The following is a 20,233-nucleotide window of genomic DNA, read 5'->3' as shown; positions in this document are numbered from 1 at the left end:
AATTGATTTTATATGCTGAAAATATTTAAATAAAAAGTTTTATTTAAATCGAAATTGTTCAGCTAACATTAATTTAATTTTGTAAAACCCAAATAACGCATATTTAGCACCGATTGTCGGAACTTTAACAAAATTAGCGTACCGAATTGTTGTCGGCAACTAGCAGTTGAAGTAAGCGCAGGTGTAAATTTAAAACATTTACTTTATATCAGCAAAAATTTGACAAACAACTAAACTTGATAAGCAAAATTACCACTCACTTATAAAAGGATCTCATTATGGATATTATGTATAAAGCAGTTGTAACCTCTACCGGTGGTCGCGATGGTAAAGCAAAGTCAGACGATGGTTTATTAGAGGTTAAATTGGCGCCACCAAAACAGATGGGGGGCCCAGGTGGTGCGACTAATCCAGAGCAGTTATTTGCTGCTGGCTATTCTGCCTGTTTTATTGGCGCCATAAAAGCGGTAGCGGATAAAACCAAACAAACTGTACCTAATGACGTTAGCTTACGCGCTGAGGTTGGTATAGGTAAGATTGAGGGTGGCTTTGGTTTAGATATCGACCTATATATTAGTCTGCCTGGAATGGATAAAAATGATGCAGAAAGCCTGGTTAACAAAGCGCACCAAGTTTGCCCATACTCTAACGCGACCCGAGGTAATGTCGACGTGCGTTTGCATGTTGATGTATAAATGTAGTTTATTGTTATAATTTACAATTTTAACGTTGGCACCACTTATATAAAGCGTAGTTGGTGCCAACTCTATCTAATACATTCATTTTCTTATACAAAAAATATCGAATTATTTAGTGCCGGCTTATTTTAAATTGGTTTTAGTCAAGTACACCATTCTAGTTATATTTAGACGGGTTTATAAAGTTTTGATACTATTTAAAAAAATGGCTTGCGTAATACAATAAGAGAAGAGATAAAGATCATGGATGACCGAAATCGTAAGCATCAACGGCCTCCTTTTTGGCGCGTTGCTCAGCGCTGCTGTATTGTTGCCGGCGCCATCGATACAGCTTATTTTTTCTTGTTTTTAACGCTTGACTCTCCCGCACTTGCTTGGATAAACATCATTAGTGTTGCGATGTACATAACGGCCTATTATGCGTATCGTAGAAGGAAAAATCAGCTCGGCTCGCTGTTGATTTGGACTGAAGTAATTCTTCATGCTGCATTTGGTACTATTCTGATAGGTTGGGATAGCGGATTTTATTATTTTCTTTTAGCCTTTATTCCGGTGTTACCGGTAAGCATGGCGGCTAACAAAGCAATTGTTGCCTTGCTGGTATTATGGACATATTTTGTCGGCTTACACACGCTGGCTATATTTATAGATCCGATCCAACCAATATCCGCGCTCGGCCTATTTGCCGTGAATACGTTTAATCTAACAGTCGTATTTGGTATTTTTGCTTACTTAGCATTCTATTACATTCGTACGGTTACTTCTGCGCATCGTAAACTTCGTGAACATGCTACCACCGACTCCATGACCCGTTTATTTAACCGCCGTTACATGACTGAGAGAATGCAACTAGAAGCTCAGCAAGCCACTGTTAACCAAACAGCGTTAAGTTTTTTATTATTAGATATCGACTACTTTAAACAAATTAACGACCAGTATGGTCACCATATAGGTGATGAAGTATTAACCCAAGCTGCCGATTTACTTCGTGCTGAATTAAGGCCGAACGACATAGCCGCGCGTTGGGGCGGAGAAGAGTTTCTAATTGTGTTACCAGAATCATCTAACTTACAAGCAGCGATTGTAGCGGAGCGTATCCGTAGTGCGTTCGAAGACTTTGCTTGGTCAGATATCATTGGAGAAGATGTTAGTGTCACTATCAGTACTGGCATACACAGCATGCAACACAACGAAGCAATATCAGACACTATAAAAGCCGCTGACCATGCGCTGTATCAGGCAAAAAGCAACGGCCGAAATAGGGTGGAGCTAAGCATAAATCAAATGGTAACAGAATAACTTAATTGGTTTGTATCATTAAAACTGAACTAAAAGTATTCATTTAATTATTATATGAAAATTATTACTAATTTAAAGACGCTTAATAAGTAAAAGTGTCAGTTTGTTATACATTTTAATAAATTTAATATTCTTATTTTCCCTAATCTATTGTTTCAGTAATGAATTTAATTGTGGTCTGCTTGTTGCTTGATATGTGCTGCTAAACGATTAATTAGGGATTACACATTATGAAAAGTCGAAGCTTAGCAGTTTTAAAACTTTTATCTTCTATATTTACTGTAATGTTGTTTTCTTTTTCAGTAAATGCGTCAGTAATATTTGACACGGGAATACCTTCCGGCTGGGGTTGTACCGGTAACTGTGGTACTGCTGGTGCAGATGGCGTAGTAACCGAATCTCCTATTGCAGGTAATTACGGTTGGGTTTCAACAAGCGGAGGAGCAGCAGGAGTTGGTTTAGAGGGTTTAATAGGTACCAATGGTTCAGTGCTGTTATCATCATTATTTTCTGCTGAAAGTAATGATGATTTAAACTTTTACTTTAACTTTGTCACATCAGATGGCGCAGGCTTTGCCGATTATGCTTGGGCAAGATTGCTCGATGAGTCTTTCAATCAAATTGCAATGCTATTTACAGCCCGTACCTTGCCAACAGGCAATATTGTGCCAGGTATGGGCATGCCGACACCAGAGGCAACTTTATCGCCTAGCACAGTTGAAATTATATCTGGTGCTCCTTCATGGTCACCTTTAGATAGTTCATCTGGATTGTGTTATGACAGCGGTTGTGGTTATACCGGTTGAATTGAGTCTAGTTATCAAATACTTTTAGCGGGCAACTACTTTTTAGAATTTGGTGTAACAAACTGGACGGACACAATTTATGATACTGGTTTGGCATTTGATGGTATTACCGTAGGAGGTATAGAAATCGGTGTACCTCCAGTATCAGTAACAGAACCTGGAACGTTATTCATTTTTGGTTTTGCACTTACCGCTCTTCTGAGAAGAAGAAAAGTAATTTAATATTAATATTTACAGTAAAAAGCCAACCTTAGGTTGGCTTTTTTGTAACTATGTATCCTGTAATGACCTATCAATTTCTTGCTGAACAATAAAGTCAGGCTCTCTGCACAACTTTAAGTATCTAGTAGTAATTTTACAATTAAGATTGTACGTGGTGCGATAAAATTAAGTTTAGGTACAAATTGCAAGCAGCGCATTACTTTATGAAAGACTTTTTAATGAGAGCACTAACGAAAATTAGGTAAAACAACTTAACTCCAATTAGCATTCAATAAATCACATAAACTCGAAAGAAGGTGTTGGCTGTTTTGACTATAGCTAATTTATTGTAGGCAATAAAAAGCGGCGCTAATTGCGCCGCTGTTTATTTGGTGGAGCTGGCGGGAGTTGAATTGTGCAAAAGGTTAATCAAATCAATTCCTTAAAATACTACTGTCATAATCTATTTAATTTCAATTATAAAGTATATTTTAGTCTTTATTTTTAAAGTTTACAATTAACTTAAAGAAGTTTAGACGAAAGCCAGCTTTTATTATGATTGGTTAAGTCTTATTTTCTGGCAATTCCTTAACTATGGTAAAGTAATAAACTAAATAACCAAGCCAAGAAATAAAGAATGACATTATAAACCAAATAAATTTATGTTTACCTTGTACTTTTTTAGAACACAAAGCACATAACCAAGGTAGAATTCCTGTACTAAATATAAATAAAATAATTAGTATTTGCCAGATACTGATTCCGCCTATTCCCATGGGTTATTTCCCTATCTAATTAATTTATATGATTATGTTTATTGAAATATCATAGGAACCTTAACAGAAACATTATAAAAATACATCACTTACAGATAAAGATATTCGTTTGTGATTTCGCAAGTTACAAAGCAAATATTAATTATTTTAATAGTGTAAAGCTTCATAAATATTAGAGAGCCTTAACTCAAGGATATAAATTATTTATTTCTTTAGGGTACCCTCCGTTACACGGCTCCCCCCTATAGCAATAAATATCATATCTGATTTAAAGTTACTCAATCCAACGGGCATAAATTTGGCGAATCATGCCCCAGTCTTTATGTCCCATTTGTTTGGCTAACCATGTCGGATCTGCTCCTGCTGTTAGCATCGCTGAAGCGTAGCTATGGCGGCAATTGTATGGTCGGCGGTATTTCACCTTTGCTTGTTGTAACGCTGGTATCCAGAAACGTTCTCGCATTACACCATCGTATTGCCAAGGCGTTAATGTTCTTGGGTCTAAGAAGATGCGCGCATCAGGTTCAAGGCTTGGGTGGGTTGTTTTAATGCGCTGTAATACAGCTAATGCCTGAGCATCTAGATCGTGGGTGCGAAACGAGCTATTTGTTTTAGTGCCAGCAAGCTTGCCATGTACTATTGAACGGCGGATATACATACGCTGTTTATCAAAATCTATATCTTGCCATTGCAGTCCGAGTTGTTCGCCAGTACGTAAGCCTGTCCAGAATGCAAAGGTATAAAAGTCTCTAGCATAGCCCTCAGGTAGCGCAATTAATATCGCAGTGCGTTCTGCTGGGGTGAATGGTTCGGGTTCTGTACGCTGTTTAGGTGCAGTAGGGCATTTGTCCATTGGATTACTATCAATGATTTCGTCATAAACCAACTCTTTTAAAATACCATGTAAAATTGAGCGCACTTCATTGATGGATTTAGCCGAAATGGTGGCAGAAGCCGCCCAGTCTTTAAATACATAAGGTTTAAAGTCAGCAACCATTAACTTACCGAAATTTGGCAAGATATGAGTGTTTACTTTGCTGTTGTAGCCACGGTAGGTACTAGCCGCCCAGCGTTTACTATTGCGATGAAACCATAAATCGACAGCTTTACTTATAGTGATATATGCGGCTTTGTTGTTACTAAATTTAAACGCCATCTTGCTACTTGGGAAATGCTCAGCGTAATCAAATTTACCCATATCAATTTCATACAAGATTTGTTCACGCTTTCTAGCGACTTCCTGTAAGCGAGTTTTAGTAGGTGTCCCTCTAATTGTTTCTCGGCAACGTATGCACTGATACATAAACTCAATTCGGATTGAAGTTTTACCGGCATAGATGCCTTTATACTCAGTTGGCTGCATGTTTATTTACCAGTCTCTATCCAGTGTTGAAAAGCATGCATATCGATAAAAATACGCCCCTCACGTTTTCGCCAATGAATATCCATGCGAAGCTTACCTTTAACACGCAAAGCATTAAGGGCATCTTTGGTATAGCCAACTAGCTCTGCGCATTTGTCTAATGTCACCCAACGTACGCCATATTGCTCAAAGGAATTATTACCAATTTTCACAAAATCACCCATGTAATAATTAATAAAATCAAATACAAAATTGACCATATGGCATACATTCGCTTGCACCAATAGAGAGGCTTAAATTTAACATTCTGTTATCAGTGTGTGGTTTTATAGGTTCTATTCTTTTATTACGCGGTAGCTTTTATTAAATTCAGTTTTAGTAAACTGAGTTATGCGATCAATAAACTTAACCACCATTTCAACTTCTTCATTCAGTGTTACGACACCTACTACTAGGCCAATATTTTCAGGGACAAATTTATCCCCTCTGTTATGACGAATAACTGGCTTATTTATTAAGTTAACTACTTCATCAATACTAAAGCTCTGCTGCTGGTTTGTTGTTATTTGGTTCATTTGTTTTGTCCGTACAGTTATTTACACAAGTCCAAGAATTCCACCTCACTCAATGCGACACCCCCAAAAGGGGGAATCGCATCTCGGCTCGGCGGCTCCTTTAAAATGCGCCACTTTTTCAGTCTGGTGCTAAACGAGCAGTCCATAAACCTCAGCCCAGTAATAGAAGCTTTTCGTTGTTCACCGTATTTATTTAAGCTAGTTGAATTTATTTCACCGCTTAGGTAATCAATGACTTCAGATTCTTTAATGGCATAGTAAGGCGCTATACGATGTTCACTGCGTTTGGTGTTTACGGCATTCATAGCAAAGCAAAATGCCGCCCAATTTGCTGAGTCAGCGGCTTGGTAAGATTCGTTTAAATCGTTAAATGGGGTTTCACAACCTTTTAAGCGGCGAAGCTCTCGCCATACCGTGACACTTGGCCCACCAATTTGCTGGAATTGTCGAATATTGTTTGCCCGCGCCCAGGCGCTCGTGCGCTGCGCCGCATCTATCGCCTGCACGCCGTAACGGTCGGTGTCTAGTGCAAAACCATCTATGTTCTTTGCTACATACTTTGCGATATAACCTGCTGCACTGCCTTTAGCTGGGTCAATATCGACATAATTAATGCGATAGTCTTGAGCACCTTTTTCATCAGGAGAATCTAATAAGGCATAATCAGTGGTAATATTTTTAAAGGTATTAATTTGCTCGTTTGGCATAAACAGCAATAAGTGCCAGTGTGGCGTGCCATCATGGTGTGGTTCAACGACACGAAAGCCATAAGGTTTTATATCAGAACGATCTAATTTGGCGCGTATAAGCTGCCATACATGGTTTAAATAAGCTTGAGCATCAGCAACGCTACTGCCGTCATATTTTGCATTAGGTAGACCTGTGCTGTGGGTAGCATGCATTCTTGATGGGGTGGTAATAGTCGTGAAAATAGCGGCATGGCCACACTGTTGTGCGACTTCTTCAAAACCACGAATACGTACCATAAGTTCGGCGCGGCGTATGGCGGGGTTACTAATATTATGCTCTGCAATTTCATGTAGCGAAATACTCAGGCCATCTTCATTCTCTAAATGAGTACGCTTCATGTATTGTTCGCTTAACTGCTGGCTGTGTTTGAAGTTAGCAAAGCTAGTATCACCGCAGTATATGGCTTTACGTTTTGAAACATGATTTATGGCGCGTTCTATCTGGCCGATAATCTCTATTGTTTTACGTCTAATGCGTCTAAACCAAAACCGACTATCACTTAATCTATTGGCTAGCTCAGTGTCATTGTAATCAAGTGATCCCAGACCGTATTTTTGGAACTGTTGAATTGCGAACTGAATATCAGCAGGGTGATTGATGAGGTGGTGTTTGCATAGGTTGGCTTTATGTTGAGCAAAGATTTTTAGCATTGCAGGTTCTGCCGATAAATCTAAATCAGCAATACACATGGCATCTTGTACCGCATTAAGTAGTTTTAAAGCGCTGTAATATTCAAATTGATTTTTATCGCGCAGGTACTTGCTGAGGATTTGAAAGCTAACACCCGTTGCTTCATGGCTGGTGTTTTTTTCGTATTGGACACGAAAGTTGGCAGCAGAATGACAAAAGTTGGCAACAGGATGACAAATTCCAGAGTAGTTTTGGCTACTGGGGGTCAAGTTGGTTGCTAGGGAACGTATAGATAAGCTTTTGTTTTTGAAGCAGAAATGAGAAACGGCGCTAATTGCGCCGTTCTCAATTTTGGTGGAGCTGGCGGGAGTTGAACCCGCGTCCGAGACACCTAGCTCTTCAGTACTACATGCTTAGCACATTCTTTTAGTTAACCCTCTGAGCGCCGAATGGCAGGCTATCGTCGGGCGAGCCTGATTGGTTTTAATGCTTTGTCTCCAGGCGAAGACGCCACACGATCCTGTTAGGGGTGATCTTCCAGAGTCTCAGCTTACAGGCATGCGTGAGGGGAAGAGCTATCTACTGCCTATTAAGCAGCGACTGCGTACGTTTCGTCGTTTGCGACTATTGGTTTGCGGTTTTTTATACGAGGCCTACCGCACCTCGGCATGCACTTAGGAGTTCGTGAATCTCGTCGAATCCAGAATCAGCCCCGAATTCTGTGGTGAAGCACTTACACGCATCAGTGTTTTTGCATTGTACGTTGCAGTGGTTTGTTATACAAGTACCATCACAACCTTCTTTGCTTAGTCACACTTACTTAGATGGGGATGAATACAAATAGTTCAAGTCTATTTAATACTAATTAGCGTTTAGAATGCTTCATCATCCGTTCTTTTTCTCGCGACCAGTCACGATCTTTAACATCATCACGTTTATCATAGCTTTTTTTACCTTTAGCCAAGTGAAACTCAACTTTTACCCAGCAGGTTTTCCAATACATTGCTGTGGTGACTAAAGTATAACTTTCACGTTCGGTTAAGCCTATTAGCTTACTGAGCTCGCGTTTATGCAATAGTAATTTGCGGCTGCGATCTGGGTCACATATCACATGGGTAGAAGCATTATTTAGTGGCTGAATTTGGGCGCCAAATAAATACGCCTCACCATTTTTGATGATGACATAAGAGTCGGACAAATTAACTTTGCCTTCACGAATACTCTTTACTTCCCAGCCTTGTAAGCTAATGCCTGCTTCAAAACGGTCTTCTAAAAAGTACTCATGTCGCGCTTTTCTATTTAGCGCTATGGTACCATTTTGGTTTTTGCTATTGTTTTTTTTAGTCATAATTTATCAGTATCTACGGCCCTGTATTAATGAATTGCTTTGGCGTTAGCCTTGTTGCAGCCCGTTATTCTGTTACAATCTGCCGCGACAATATAGGGGACAGAGTATGCCACAAATTGAGCGCAGTGCCTTGGTTTTTTATAGCACTCAACAGATGTTTGACTTGGTAAATAAGGTGCCGGATTATCCGCAGTTTTTACCAGGCTGTACTGCAGCACGAATTGTAAATCAGTCTGAACAAGAGATGGTGGCGTCACTGCAAGTTTCCAAGGCTGGTATCGGACATACTTTTACCACCCGCAATACGCTGCATCCTTATCAACGTATCGACATGCAATTAGTTGATGGCCCATTTAAAAGCTTACAGGGTGGCTGGGAGTTTGTTCCGCTTAACGACCATGCCTGTAAAGTTGTGCTTAAATTAGAGTATGAATTTTCTAATAGATTAATTCAATTTGCGTTTGGCAAAATTTTTAGTGAATTAGCCGCTTCGATGGTGAATGCTTTTACTGTTCGCGCTAAGCAAGTATACGGAGAAGCTAATGGCTGAGCAACTTATGGTTGAGGTAGCTTATGCTTTACCTACTCAACAAAGTTTATTAACTTTATCGGTAGCGGCCGATGCAACGGTTGAGCAAATTATTCATTCATCAGGCATTTTGCAACAATACCCTGAAATAGATTTAAGCCAATTGAAAGTGGGTGTTTGGAGCAGAACCGTAAAACTGACTGACACGGTAAAAGAAGGCGATAGAATTGAAATTTATCGGCCTTTAATTGCCGATCCTAAAGACTTACGCCGCAGACGTGCAGAAAGAGCTAAAGAAGAAGGCAGAGCCGATAAGGTAACGGGTGGTCGTGTAGTGGATACAAAAAACGCTTAAACTTGGTTAATTAAGTTTAAGCGTTAAATTTACCAAATCAATATGCTGTTTTACGGCAATGATTAAATATCTAATGGCTGATTAAAATCAGCAGACTTTTCATAATCGCCGCTGATATCTTGCAACTTGTTGTCGTTAAAGCTAACGATAAGTTGCTTTTTAAAGTTATTGTCACCTGCGCCACTTTTTAATGAATAAAAATAGTGCCAAGTGTCATTATCAAAGGCATTGCTCGCTACCGGGCTGCCAAGTACATACAGCACTTGCTCTTTAGTCATTTCGACCCGAAGTTTGTCGATGTCTTTTTGCTCTAAAAAGTTGCCCTGTGGAATATCAATGCGATATACCCAGCTGCTACAAGCGCTAAGACTGCTCAGGCCAATAATTAGTAATACTGTTGTTAAAACTGCTTTCATATACTTTATCTACTCTAGCTGAATGCGCACATCATACCCTATCAGACGTACTGATAAAAACCCTCTTTCAGACTACAGGCGCACATAAAAGTTCTCTAGCATTGGCCAACGCACTGGCACTGATGTTTTCACCGGCTAATAAACGAGCAATTTCGCTAATACGTTGCTCATCGCTAAGCGGGATCATACGAGTTTCGGTAGCAACGCCGTCGGTATATTTTTCAACAAATAATTGTTGATGACCTTGGCTGGCAACTTGCGGTAAATGGGTAACACAAATAATTTGAGTTTTTTCACCGAGTTGACGTAATAAGCGACCTACACCAGCGGCAACTGGGCCACTGATACCCACATCTACTTCATCAAAAATTAAGGTTGGGGTGGTTATTTTGTCGGCAAGAATAACTTGCACCGCTAAGCTGATCCGAGAAAGCTCACCGCCAGAGGCCACTTTTTGCATCGCTTGCAAAGGCTGACCTGGGTTGGTAGACACTTGAAACTCCACCGCATCAATACCGTTAATACTGGCTTGAGATAAGCCAAGCTCGGTTAACTGAATATGAAATTTAGCATTACTCATACTTAACTCATGCATGCTGGCACTAATTTTTTTACTCAGCTGATCGGCGGCTACTTGGCGCTGCTTTCTTAACTGTTGTGCTTGCTCGGCATACAGCTCTTTGGCTTGCTCGATGCTGTCTGCTAGTGAGGCCAAGCGTTCATCATTACAGGTGAGCTCTGCTAGTTGGCTGCTAAGTTGTTGGTGTAATGCCGGCAATAACTCATTACTGGTTTGGTGTTTGCGAGCCAGTGTTAGCCATTGGCTTAGGCGCTGATCTATATAATCTAACCGCTCTGGATCCAGTTCCATTTTATCGCTATAGCGGCGTAATTCACGGCTGGCTTCTTCTGTTTGCACTAATGCTTCGTTTAGCATTTGGCTTATAGGCGCTAATGCAGGATCTAAGCTACACAAATGATCTAATTGAGCATGAGCAGCTGATAAAGTTTGATAGATATTTTGTTGTTCATCGTCATACAGTGATTGCACAATTTGCTGGCTTTCACTTAATAAGGTTTGGCCATGGCTAAGTAAATTATGCTCAGCTTCTAAACTTTCATACTCATCAGCAGTAGGAGCGAAGCTGTCTAATTCCACAACTTGATATTCTAATAACTGGCGCTGGGCATCACGTTGCTGTTTTGACTGCTCAAGTTCGGTATATTCGCGCTGCAATTGCTGCCACTGACGCCACGTTTCTTTAGTGTTATTTATTTCTGTATGGTGGCCGGCAAAGCTGTCGATAAGTTGGCGTTGATAATCACTTTTTAATAATTGTTGATGGGCATGTTGACCATGAATGCTTAATAAATGTTGGCCTAAAGCTTTTAATTGTTGCGCCGGCACTTGTACGCCATTGATATAGCCACGTGAACGACCTTCGCTGCTAATAACCCGACGCACGATACATTCATTAGCCATGGCTAAATCTTGCTCGGTTAGCCATTTTTGAGCAGCAGTTAGCTTACTGACATCAAAAGTAGCAACAATATCGGCTTTATCAGCCCCGGGGCGCACTACATTTGCATCTGCGCGTTCGCCTAAACACAAAGATAGTGCATCGATAGCAATTGACTTACCGGCACCGGTTTCACCTGTTATGGTTGACATGCCATCGGCCCAATCGATTTCTAATGCGCGTACTATAGCAAAGTTGCTAATGTGAAGATGACACAGCATATAAGGCTCCCGTTTCGATGCAAAATTGCACCTCGTAGCTAATATAAATGACATGTGTTTGCGCATGTTTTGTATTAGCTGAATTGATAAAGTTACTGCTTAAAATAACAGTGGTTATTTATACAGTAACTTTATACCGGAAATTAAGCCTTAGCAAGTGACTTGTTTAATAAAGTTTGCTACCCCAGCCAAGTTTATTTCTCAGGACATGAAAGTAACTATAACCAGGCGGATGGACTAAACGTAATGGGGTAGGGTGTTTGCGGATATAAATATCATCGCCAGGCATTACGGCTAAAATAACGTGGCTATCGCAACTAATTTGTAAGTGAGCATCATTAGTACTAGCCACTTTTAAGCGAATTTCGCTGCTGCCTGACACTACCAAAGGCCGGCTACTTAAGGTATGTGGAAACATCGGCACTAAGCTAACCGCATCTAAATCTGGAGTTAAAATAGGCCCGCCACCGGAAAGTGAATATGCAGTTGAGCCGGTTGGCGTACTAATAATTAAGCCGTCAGAGCGTTGAGAAAACACAAACTCATCATTTATGTAGGCTTCAAACTCAATCATATGGGCGACTTTATCGGCGTGTAATACCGCTTCGTTAACTGCGCTATTACTGCTTTTAACAATGCCATGGCGATGCACGGTTATTTCTAGTAAATTACGGTTTTCAGTGACAAAGTTACCTGCCAGTACCTCATTTAACGGTTGTTCAAAGCTTTCAGGCGCCAAATCGGTTAAAAAGCCTAAATTACCACGGTTAACCCCGAGCACTGCTATATCAAATCTAGCTAATACTCTGGCGGCCCCGAGCATATTGCCATCGCCCCCTACCACTATGGCTAAATCACACTTCTTACCTAACTCTACTAAATCTAGAATTTGTGCGTCGGGTAAATCAATCGAATCTGCCACCCGTTGTTCAATATAAACGGTTAAGCCTTTAGCTTGCAGAAACTGATATAAGCTAAGCAGGGTTTGATTTGCACCGGCGTGATGGGGTTTGCCAATTAGGCCGATAGTTTTAAAAGCGTCAGACATAGTAGTTTCCTTACACAGCATTTAGCCAGTATAGCCGCAGCGTTAGTCAGACACTAGTCGCATTTATGGCTTGTTTCAGTAATAACTGCCCCCATATAAAGCTTACATTTGTATCAGGAAGTAGGCATGACGTTACCGCTAAATCGCTCTGAGCTAATACTGAAGTTGATTGTTGAGCAGTACTTATTAGATGGCCAGCCGGTTTCGTCTAAACTGTTGGCGCAGCATGCCGAGTTAGCAGTAAGCTCCGCCACGGTTCGTAATTCGATGGTACTACTTGAGCAGGAAGGCTTAATTCGTTCGCCGCATACTTCTGCTGGCCGAATTCCCACAACTAAGGGTATTCGCTTATTTATTGATAAAATGATGCGGTTACAGCCGCTTTCAGCCATGTGGAGTACTGAGTTACAACGCAAGCTGACTGCGCAATTGCCAGTATCATTATTATGTCAACAAGCTGGACAGTTACTGACTAACTTAACCGGTTTTGTCGCGATTATTAGCGCTCCTAAAGCGGAAGGTCGGATGGTTCGACAAATTGATTTAGTGCGTTTAGCCAGTGATCGCTTACTGTTAGTGGTAATAGATGAAGATGGCGATATTCTGCATCGAGTGTTGCACTGCGAGCATGCCATTGATAGTGCCACTTTAAGTAAGGTTTTATGTTTATTGAATGCCGCACTCAGTGGCGGTCAATGGCAAGAAGGTATAGAGCGCTTAGGTAATGTGGTACGTAACGAAAGTGATTTATGCCAAAGTTTATTGCGTAAAGTGTTAGGTCAATTAAGTTTAGATGAGTTACAACAACATAAACCGATTATATTTGGCCAACATCAACTGTTATTAACACCTGATTATCAGCAAAGCCCGGCCTTACAACAAGTGATGCAGCTGTTAGAATATCCGGATGGATTAATGTCACTGCTACAGACAATAACCAAAGATGGTCATCCTAAGTTATTGTTAGGCAAAGAGTCAGGTTTTGCTGAACTGGCAAATGTAAGTATTATAGCGCAACGTTGTCAGGCTGAACCGCAGCGATTCGTTGCTTTACTTGGACATAGAAGAATGGATTATGGTCGATTAATTCCGCTGGTTAGCGCTTGTGCCAGACAATTAAGTTTGCACTTGAATCGGCAATAAGTATCCCCATAATACACCTACTTAATTTGGGAGTAGCAACACATGACAGAGCAACAACAGCCGAACGACGTAAATGCTGAGCAAACCCAGCCAGTAAACGAACAAGCCGAAACAGTAGAGTTATCGGCTGAGCAAGATATTATTACTAAATTAGAAACAGATTTAAATCAAGCGCAAGCGCAATTGGCTGAGCAAAAAGATTTAATGCTGCGGATCAAAGCTGACGCAGAGAATACTCGTCGCCGTGCCAGCCTAGATGTAGAAAAAGCACATAAATTTGCTTTAGAAAAGTTTGCCGCTGATTTGTTATCTGTTGCTGATAACTTAGAGCGCGCACTAGAATTTGTTGATCGCGACAATGAACAACTGAAAGGTTTTGTTGAAGGTGTCGATTTAACCTTAAAAGGCTTTTTAGATGTCGTGGCTAAATATGGTGTTAATCAAATTAATCCACAAGGCGAGCCATTTAACCCTGAGTTTCATGAAGCTATGACCACTATGCCAACCACAGAATTTGCGCCAAACACGGTCACTTTTGTGATGCAAAAAGGCTATGAATTAAATGGTCGTTTATTACGTCCAGCCATGGTAGGTGTCGCAAAAGCTCCTGAATAAGCGTCCATGAATAAGTAAGACAGCTTATTTTGCTTAATTAAAAACCTTGCTTAGTTTTATTACCAACTAAGCAAGGTTTTGTTGTTTATAAAGGCTTATTTTTATAAGTGCTGTTTAAACACAGCTAGATTTAAAATACAGCAGCTTTACTTTAAATAGTTGTAGCTTATTAATGCTATAACTCAGCTTAAAAACTCGTCCTTCCACAGTTTTTGATACAAAACCTTATACAAGCCAACGTAGAATGCTTACTATCAGTTAGTGTCGCTGTAAGTTAGTCATTTGAGGTCTAGATGTTGTCGCCGCCGTTTATTCAGTCTGTAAAACAATTAATTCCTGCTGAGCGTTATTTTGATGATGCTATTGCAACCTTAGCGTATGGAACAGACGCCAGTTTTTATCGGTTATTACCCAAGTTAGTGTTGCGAGTAGAAACCGAAGCCGAAGTGGTTAGCCTGATTAAACTAGCGCATCAGCATCAGGTGGCCATTACTTTTCGTGCTGCTGGCACCAGTTTGTCTGGGCAAGCAATAACCGATTCTGTATTAATTGTACTGGGTGAAAATTGGCAACAACGCGAAGTACGTGGCTTAGGTGAACAAATTCGCTTGCAGCCAGGTGTGATCGGTAATGACGCCAATAGCGTATTGCGCAAGTTTCAGCGTAAAATTGGCCCTGATCCTGCTTCGATCAATAGCTGTAAAATTGGCGGTATTATCGCCAACAATGCCAGCGGCATGTGTTGTGGTACGGCACACAATAGCTTTCAAACCTTAGCGGGTATGCGTGTAGTGTTATTTGATGGCAGCATTTTAGACACTGAAGATGGCCCAACTGTTGCAGCATTTCGACAAAGTCATGCCAGTTTATTAACGGCATTAGGCCAACTGGCCGAGCAAACCCGAGCTAATACGCTGTTACTACAAAAAATTCAGCATAAATATCGCTTAAAAAATACCACCGGTTTTTCACTTAATGCACTTACTGAATTTACTGATCCTATCGATATTTTAATTCATCTAATGGTCGGCTCTGAAGGCTGCTTAGGCTTTATTAGTTCTGTAACCTTAAATACAGTGCCAGATTATCCTCATCGCGCCAGTGCATTACTGGTTTTTCCCGATATCGAGCAGTGCTGTCATGCCGTTACGGTGTTAAAGCAACAACCGGTAGCGGCAGTAGAATTGCTTGATAGACGCAGTTTACGATCAATCGAGCATAAAGCCGGCATGCCAGATTGGGTAAAAAACTTATCCGTTTCGGCTAGTGCTTTACTGATTGAAACCACCGCAGCGTCAGCCAGTTTATTGCAGCAGCAAATACAGCAGATAAATGTCGCCCTTCAGGGCTATTTATTAGAACAAAAAGTACCGTTTAGCACTGACCCCAAAATCTATAATCAGCTATGGGCCATTCGTAAAGGCACCTTTCCCGCAGTAGGCGCAGTGCGAGAAACGGGCACTACAGTGATTATTGAAGATGTGACATTTCCAATTGCTCAACTCGCCGCAGGCGTATTACGCTTGCAGCAATTATTTGATAAGTATCAGTATAATGAAGCGATTATTTTTGGTCATGCCTTAGAGGGCAATTTACACTTTGTGTTTACCCAAGGCTTTGCTGATACAGCCGAGGTAGCAAGATACGCTGCCTTTATGCAAGATGTCGCGCATTTAGTCGCTGTAGAGTTTGGCGGCTCACTTAAAGCCGAGCATGGCACTGGGCGTAATATGACGCCTTTTGTTGAGCTAGAGTGGGGCGAAGAAGCGTATCAACTTATGTGGCAAATTAAACACTTGCTAGATCCAAAAGCTATTCTTAATCCAGATGTAGTGCTCAGCCATAATAGCCAAATTCATCTGCAGAATTTAAAGCCGCTACCGGCAACCGATCCGTTAGTGGATAAATGCATTGAATGTGGTTTTTGTGAGCCAGTCTGTCCATCGCGCAAGCTGACATTAACACCACGCCAACGCATAGTGGTGCAGCGGGAAATTGCCAGCTTAACCCGCAGTGGTGCTGATAAAGCACGGTTAAAACAACTGCAACAAGCCTATGAATATCAGGGCAATGACACTTGTGCCGCTTGTGGTATGTGCAGTACCGCTTGTCCGGTAGGGATTAATACCGGTGACTTAACTCGTCAATTACGGGCTAAAAACAATACCCGCTGGCAAGGGCTGGCGAAAGTTATCGCCTCGCGGTTTTCTACTGTAGCCCAAACTGCCCGGCTCGGGTTAAGCGTTGGCAACACACTACAAAAGTTATTACCGTTTTGGCATAACGCTATGCCCACGGCGCACTATATGAAGTCGAGCGAGCTTGCTAGCTTAAGCTCTTGTACCAAAGCGGGTTCTGACACAAGTTTGCAACAACAGCCTAGCCAAAATAATGTCGATCTCATCCCCGTGATTTACTTCGCTAGTTGCTCGGGGCGGGTCATGGCACCGGCGGCTAACAGTAAAGATAAACGCAGCTTAATTCAGGTGATGCAAGCGTTATTAGCTAAAGCCGGTTACCAGCTTATTATGGCCGAAGGCTTAGATAACCAATGCTGTGGTATGCCGTTTCAATCTAAAGGCCAGTTTGCTGCTGCTGGCCAAAAACAACAGCAGTTAGAACAATGGTTACTACAGGTGAGTGATAACGGCCGATTGCCGGTGTTATCTGATACTAGCCCATGCAGTTTAACCTTAACGGGCAAGCTAGACGCTCGTTTGAACATTAGCGATAGCGTCGATTTTTTAGTGGATTTTGTTCTGCCTAAATTGCAGTTAACCCAGCTTAATACGCCAATAGCGTTACATGTGACTTGTAGTGCCAGCCAACTAGGCCATGCCGAGAAGTTAAAGCAATTATTAACTGCTTGTACTGATCAGGTTGTGATCCCAGAAGGCATTAGCTGTTGTGGTTTTGCCGGTGATAAGGGTTTTGTGTTGCCAGAGCTCAATGCGTCAGCGTTAGAGTCATTACAGCCGCAAGTTCAAGCCTGTACGCAAGGGGTGTCAACTAGCCGGAGTTGTGAGATAGGGTTATCTAAGCATAGCGGCATTGAATATCAGCATATTGCTTACTTGCTGGATGCGTGTGCAAACTAGTGTTGAGATATAACATAGAAGTGACTAGTTGCCTATGGCAACGGTAACCGCGCTGTAAGCGCTAGTGACTGTTCGCTTTGCGAACTTGTTACAGCTTACTTAGCAACGACTTGTTGTCGTTGCTAAGTAAGGGCTTGGCTTACAGCGTATTTAATATAGCGTCTGGTAGCGCTAATTCATCGTTTTGATTAACACCAACACCACGAGCAATAATATCTGCTGCAATTTGCTTGGCTTCATCTAAAGAATGCATTTGTGCCGTACCACACTGATAAATATTCAGCTCAGGAATATCGCTTTGCTTAGTCACGTTTAATACATCTTGCATAGCTGCTTGCCACGCCGTGGCGACAGTTGACTCATCTGGCGTGCCAATTAAGCTCATATAAAAGCCAGTGCGACAGCCCATAGGTGAAATATCAATAATTTCTACCTGCTGGCTATTTAAGTGCTCACGCATAAAACCAGCAAATAAATGCTCTAAAGTATGAATGCCTTTTTCTGACAAAATTTCTTCGTTAGGCACACAAAAACGCAAATCAAATACCGTAATAGCATCACCCTTAGGCGTATGCATCTTTTTAGCAATGCGAACGGCAGGTGCTTTCATAATGGTATGGTCGACGGTAAAACTATCCAGTAATGGCATAAAATAACCTATTTCTTAGCTAAACGGTGGTGGTCATTATAGTCAGGTCGCCTAGCAGAAGTTAACCGTTTTTACGATTAAAGGGCTGAATTTAGCTGCAACAATAGATATTTCAGCAATTTTCATCACAAAACAAAATTTTTTAGTCAAATAACCTTGAATGAAACAAGGCCTATCCCCATTAACTGTTCAACGCAATTTTTAATTGTTCAGAATATAAGTGGAGAGCAGTTATGGGTAGAATTATTGGTATAGATTTAGGTACAACGAACTCTTGTGTAGCAATACTTGATGGCGATAAGCCTCGCGTATTAGAAAATGCTGAGGGTACACGTACTACACCTTCGATTATTGCTTATGCCGAAGACGGTGAAGTTTTAGTAGGTCAGCCGGCGAAACGCCAAGCGGTAACCAACCCTAAAAATACCTTGTTCGCAATTAAGCGCTTAATTGGTCGTCGGTTTGAAGACGAAGAAGTACAACGTGATATTAAGATCATGCCTTTTGCAATTGTTAAGGCTGATAATGGTGATGCGTGGGTTGAAGTTAAAGGTAAAAAATTAGCGGCACCACAAATTTCAGCCGAAGTGTTGAAAAAGATGAAAAAAACCGCTGAAGATTATTTAGGTGAACCGGTAACAGCAGCAGTTATTACGGTTCCTGCCTACTTTAACGATGCGCAACGTCAAGCAACTAAAGATGCGGGCCGTATCGCGGGTTTAGATGTTAAACGTATTATCAACGAACCAACAGCTGCAGCATTAGCTTACGGTATGGATAAGAAGAAAGGCGACACTAAAGTTGCAGTATATGACTTAGGTGGTGGTACTTTCGATATTTCAATCATTGAGATTGATGACTTAGACGGCGAGCAAACCTTTGAAGTATTAGCCACTAACGGTGATACCCACTTAGGTGGTGAAGACTTTGATAACCGTTTAATCAACTATTTAGTTGAAGAGTTCAAGAAAGAGCAAGGCTTTGACTTGAAAAATGATCCGCTAGCAATGCAGCGCTTAAAAGAGTCTGCAGAAAAAGCGAAAATTGAACTGTCTTCAGCATCACAAACTGAAGTGAACCTGCCATACATCACAGCTGATGCATCAGGTCCAAAACACTTAAACATTAAAGTAACGCGCGCTAAATTAGAATCGTTACTTGATGATTTGATTCAACGTACCTTAGAGCCATTAAAACAAGCATTAAAAGATGCTGATTTAAGTGTAGGCGACATCAACGACATTATTTTAGTTGGTGGCCAAACACGTATGCCTAAAGTGCAAGAAGTGGTAACTGCTTTCTTTGGTAAAGAGCCACGTAAAGACGTTAACCCAGACGAAGCAGTTGCAGTAGGTGCGGCAATTCAAGGTGCGGTATTATCAGGTGATGTGACTGACGTTTTATTATTAGACGTTACGCCATTATCGTTAGGTATCGAAACTATGGGTAGCGTAATGACAGCGCTAATTGAGAAAAACACCACGATTCCTACCAAGAAGTCGCAAGTGTTCTCAACGGCTGAAGATAACCAATCTGCGGTAACTATCCATGTGTTACAAGGTGAACGTAAGCGTTCGTCTGATAACAAATCTTTGGGTCAGTTTAACCTAGAAGGTATTCGTGGTGGTCGTCGTGGCGAGCCACAAATCGAAGTAACATTCGATTTAGATGCTGATGGTATCTTACATGTGTCGGCTAAAGACAAAGAAACCAATAAAGAGCAAAAAATCACCATTAAAGCCAACTCAGGTTTAACGGATGAAGAAGTTGAAGCAATGGTACGTGATGCCGAAGCGCATGCTGAAGACGATAAAAAGTTTGAAGAGTTAGTACAAACACGTAACCAAGCTGATGCCATGGTGCATGCAACGCGTAAGCAATTAGAAGAAGTTGGCGATAATTTAGCGGCTGAAGATAAAACAGCTATTGAGACGGCAATTACTGATTTAGAAGCTGTGTTAAAAAGCGGTGATAAAGAAGCTATTGATGAAAAGTCTCAAGCGTTAATAGAAGCTTCGCAAAAGTTAATGGAAGCCGCTCAAGCTAAAGCGCAAACCGAACAAGGTGATGCCGGCCAGCAAGCTGATTCAAATGACGACGTTGTTGACGCTGAGTTTGAAGAAGTTAAAGACGACAAGAAGTAAGTTAAGTTTAACTGGGCTGAGTTTACTCAGCCCCTCAACATAAGAAGTT

At 41.2% G+C, this 20,233-nt stretch carries 19 protein-coding genes and 1 other RNA gene; 10 read left to right on the top strand and 10 right to left on the bottom strand.

Annotated elements, in window-relative coordinates; genetic code table 11:
* The first annotated feature begins 278 nt into the window (after positions 1-278).
* From BI198_RS14830 to BI198_RS16515, 4 genes are all read left to right on the top strand, one after another.
* Positions 279-695, top strand: coding sequence for an organic hydroperoxide resistance protein (locus tag BI198_RS14830; RefSeq protein WP_070050248.1), 417 nt, complete (start codon positions 279-281; stop codon positions 693-695).
* Positions 696-941: 246 nt separating this feature from the next.
* Complete coding sequence (locus BI198_RS14825) at positions 942-1,997, top strand: GGDEF domain-containing protein (protein ID WP_070050247.1); 1,056 nt, start codon at positions 942-944, stop codon at positions 1,995-1,997.
* Positions 1,998-2,227: 230 nt separating this feature from the next.
* Positions 2,228-2,803, top strand: a complete 576-nt coding sequence (locus tag BI198_RS14820) for an NF038132 family protein (RefSeq protein ID WP_235605355.1) — start codon at positions 2,228-2,230, stop codon at positions 2,801-2,803.
* 90 nt (positions 2,804-2,893) lie between these two features.
* Positions 2,894-3,025, top strand: a complete 132-nt coding sequence (locus BI198_RS16515) for a PEP-CTERM sorting domain-containing protein (protein ID WP_394331520.1) — start codon at positions 2,894-2,896, stop codon at positions 3,023-3,025.
* Between the two features lie 1,029 nt (positions 3,026-4,054).
* On the opposite strand, the gene BI198_RS14810 is transcribed toward BI198_RS16515, so the two are convergent.
* The 6 genes from BI198_RS14810 to smpB form a co-directional block, all read right to left on the bottom strand.
* Positions 4,055-5,143, bottom strand: a complete 1,089-nt coding sequence (locus BI198_RS14810; RefSeq protein ID WP_074467427.1) for an Arm DNA-binding domain-containing protein — start codon at positions 5,141-5,143, stop codon at positions 4,055-4,057.
* Between the two features lie 2 nt (positions 5,144-5,145).
* Complete coding sequence (locus tag BI198_RS14805) at positions 5,146-5,355, bottom strand: excisionase (protein ID WP_141728893.1); 210 nt, start codon at positions 5,353-5,355, stop codon at positions 5,146-5,148.
* Between the two features lie 123 nt (positions 5,356-5,478).
* Positions 5,479-5,718 (bottom strand): hypothetical protein, encoded by a 240-nt coding sequence (locus BI198_RS14800; protein ID WP_070050245.1) that lies wholly within the window; start codon positions 5,716-5,718, stop codon positions 5,479-5,481.
* Positions 5,719-5,735: 17 nt separating this feature from the next.
* The gene (locus tag BI198_RS14795; protein ID WP_070050244.1) at positions 5,736-7,367 is read right to left on the bottom strand and encodes a replication endonuclease; all 1,632 of its coding nucleotides are present in this window, start codon (positions 7,365-7,367) and stop codon (positions 5,736-5,738) included.
* 83 nt (positions 7,368-7,450) lie between these two features.
* Positions 7,451-7,812, bottom strand: a transfer-messenger RNA (tmRNA) gene (gene ssrA, locus BI198_RS14790).
* Between the two features lie 151 nt (positions 7,813-7,963).
* Entirely contained in the window at positions 7,964-8,446 is a 483-nt protein-coding gene (smpB, locus tag BI198_RS14785; protein WP_070050243.1) for an SsrA-binding protein SmpB, read from the bottom strand.
* A 106-nt stretch (positions 8,447-8,552) separates the two neighbouring features.
* Here smpB and BI198_RS14780 point away from each other — a divergent pair, with 106 nt between their 5' ends.
* Positions 8,553-8,996: an SRPBCC family protein gene (locus BI198_RS14780; protein ID WP_070050242.1), complete on the top strand. Its 444-nt coding sequence runs from the start codon at positions 8,553-8,555 to the stop codon at positions 8,994-8,996.
* Entirely contained in the window at positions 8,989-9,330 is a 342-nt protein-coding gene (locus tag BI198_RS14775; protein ID WP_074467426.1) for an RnfH family protein, read from the top strand. The genes BI198_RS14780 and BI198_RS14775 overlap by 8 nt, the downstream gene beginning before the upstream one ends.
* 62 nt (positions 9,331-9,392) lie before the next feature.
* On the opposite strand, the gene BI198_RS14770 is transcribed toward BI198_RS14775, so the two are convergent.
* The 3 genes from BI198_RS14770 to nadK all read right to left on the bottom strand — a co-directional run bounded on the left by BI198_RS14770 (position 9,393) and on the right by nadK (position 12,535).
* The gene (locus tag BI198_RS14770; protein ID WP_070050240.1) at positions 9,393-9,746 is read right to left on the bottom strand and encodes an outer membrane protein assembly factor BamE; all 354 of its coding nucleotides are present in this window, start codon (positions 9,744-9,746) and stop codon (positions 9,393-9,395) included.
* Between the two features lie 67 nt (positions 9,747-9,813).
* A complete protein-coding gene (gene recN / locus BI198_RS14765) occupies positions 9,814-11,487 on the bottom strand; it encodes a DNA repair protein RecN (protein WP_070050239.1) in 1,674 nt (557 codons plus the stop codon).
* Between the two features lie 166 nt (positions 11,488-11,653).
* On the bottom strand, positions 11,654-12,535 hold the full coding sequence (gene nadK, locus BI198_RS14760) for an NAD(+) kinase (RefSeq protein ID WP_070050238.1): 882 nt from the start codon (positions 12,533-12,535) through the stop codon (positions 11,654-11,656).
* A 126-nt stretch (positions 12,536-12,661) separates the two neighbouring features.
* On the opposite strand from nadK, the gene hrcA reads away from it, so the two are divergent.
* From hrcA to BI198_RS14745, 3 genes are all read left to right on the top strand, one after another.
* A complete protein-coding gene (gene hrcA / locus BI198_RS14755; RefSeq protein ID WP_070050237.1) occupies positions 12,662-13,678 on the top strand; it encodes a heat-inducible transcriptional repressor HrcA in 1,017 nt (338 codons plus the stop codon).
* A 42-nt stretch (positions 13,679-13,720) separates the two neighbouring features.
* Positions 13,721-14,293, top strand: a complete 573-nt coding sequence (gene grpE, locus BI198_RS14750; RefSeq protein WP_070050236.1) for a nucleotide exchange factor GrpE — start codon at positions 13,721-13,723, stop codon at positions 14,291-14,293.
* Between the two features lie 293 nt (positions 14,294-14,586).
* The gene (locus BI198_RS14745) at positions 14,587-17,391 is read left to right on the top strand and encodes an FAD-binding and (Fe-S)-binding domain-containing protein (RefSeq protein WP_201243525.1); all 2,805 of its coding nucleotides are present in this window, start codon (positions 14,587-14,589) and stop codon (positions 17,389-17,391) included.
* Between the two features lie 139 nt (positions 17,392-17,530).
* Here the strand turns inward: BI198_RS14745 and luxS are convergent, their stop codons facing one another.
* Positions 17,531-18,040: an S-ribosylhomocysteine lyase gene (luxS, locus tag BI198_RS14740; protein WP_070050235.1), complete on the bottom strand. Its 510-nt coding sequence runs from the start codon at positions 18,038-18,040 to the stop codon at positions 17,531-17,533.
* Between the two features lie 233 nt (positions 18,041-18,273).
* On the opposite strand from luxS, the gene dnaK reads away from it, so the two are divergent.
* Positions 18,274-20,184: a molecular chaperone DnaK gene (gene dnaK, locus BI198_RS14735; protein ID WP_070050234.1), complete on the top strand. Its 1,911-nt coding sequence runs from the start codon at positions 18,274-18,276 to the stop codon at positions 20,182-20,184.
* The last annotated feature ends 49 nt before the right edge of the window (positions 20,185-20,233 follow it).

Origin of the sequence: Rheinheimera salexigens (genome assembly GCF_001752395.1) — a bacterium.
Lineage (GTDB): Bacteria > Pseudomonadota > Gammaproteobacteria > Enterobacterales > Alteromonadaceae > Alishewanella > Alishewanella salexigens.
This window is presented reverse-complemented; position numbering and strand designations above follow the sequence as displayed.

Excerpts from the sequence above, each read along its gene's own strand:
- BI198_RS14830 (WP_070050248.1), top strand. The coding sequence starts at position 279 with ATGGATATTATGTATAAAGCAGTTGTAACCTCTACCGGTGGTCGCGAT.
- BI198_RS14825 (WP_070050247.1), top strand. The coding sequence starts at position 942 with ATGGATGACCGAAATCGTAAGCATCAACGGCCTCCTTTTTGGCGCGTT.
- BI198_RS14820 (WP_235605355.1), top strand. The coding sequence starts at position 2,228 with ATGAAAAGTCGAAGCTTAGCAGTTTTAAAACTTTTATCTTCTATATTT.
- BI198_RS14810 (WP_074467427.1), bottom strand. The coding sequence starts at position 5,143 with ATGCAGCCAACTGAGTATAAAGGCATCTATGCCGGTAAAACTTCAATC.
- BI198_RS14800 (WP_070050245.1), bottom strand. The coding sequence starts at position 5,718 with ATGAACCAAATAACAACAAACCAGCAGCAGAGCTTTAGTATTGATGAA.
- smpB (WP_070050243.1), bottom strand. The coding sequence starts at position 8,446 with ATGACTAAAAAAAACAATAGCAAAAACCAAAATGGTACCATAGCGCTA.
- BI198_RS14780 (WP_070050242.1), top strand. The coding sequence starts at position 8,553 with ATGCCACAAATTGAGCGCAGTGCCTTGGTTTTTTATAGCACTCAACAG.
- BI198_RS14775 (WP_074467426.1), top strand. The coding sequence starts at position 8,989 with ATGGCTGAGCAACTTATGGTTGAGGTAGCTTATGCTTTACCTACTCAA.
- BI198_RS14770 (WP_070050240.1), bottom strand. The coding sequence starts at position 9,746 with ATGAAAGCAGTTTTAACAACAGTATTACTAATTATTGGCCTGAGCAGT.
- recN (WP_070050239.1), bottom strand. The coding sequence starts at position 11,487 with ATGCTGTGTCATCTTCACATTAGCAACTTTGCTATAGTACGCGCATTA.
- nadK (WP_070050238.1), bottom strand. The coding sequence starts at position 12,535 with ATGTCTGACGCTTTTAAAACTATCGGCCTAATTGGCAAACCCCATCAC.
- hrcA (WP_070050237.1), top strand. The coding sequence starts at position 12,662 with ATGACGTTACCGCTAAATCGCTCTGAGCTAATACTGAAGTTGATTGTT.
- grpE (WP_070050236.1), top strand. The coding sequence starts at position 13,721 with ATGACAGAGCAACAACAGCCGAACGACGTAAATGCTGAGCAAACCCAG.
- BI198_RS14745 (WP_201243525.1), top strand. The coding sequence starts at position 14,587 with ATGTTGTCGCCGCCGTTTATTCAGTCTGTAAAACAATTAATTCCTGCT.
- luxS (WP_070050235.1), bottom strand. The coding sequence starts at position 18,040 with ATGCCATTACTGGATAGTTTTACCGTCGACCATACCATTATGAAAGCA.
- dnaK (WP_070050234.1), top strand. The coding sequence starts at position 18,274 with ATGGGTAGAATTATTGGTATAGATTTAGGTACAACGAACTCTTGTGTA.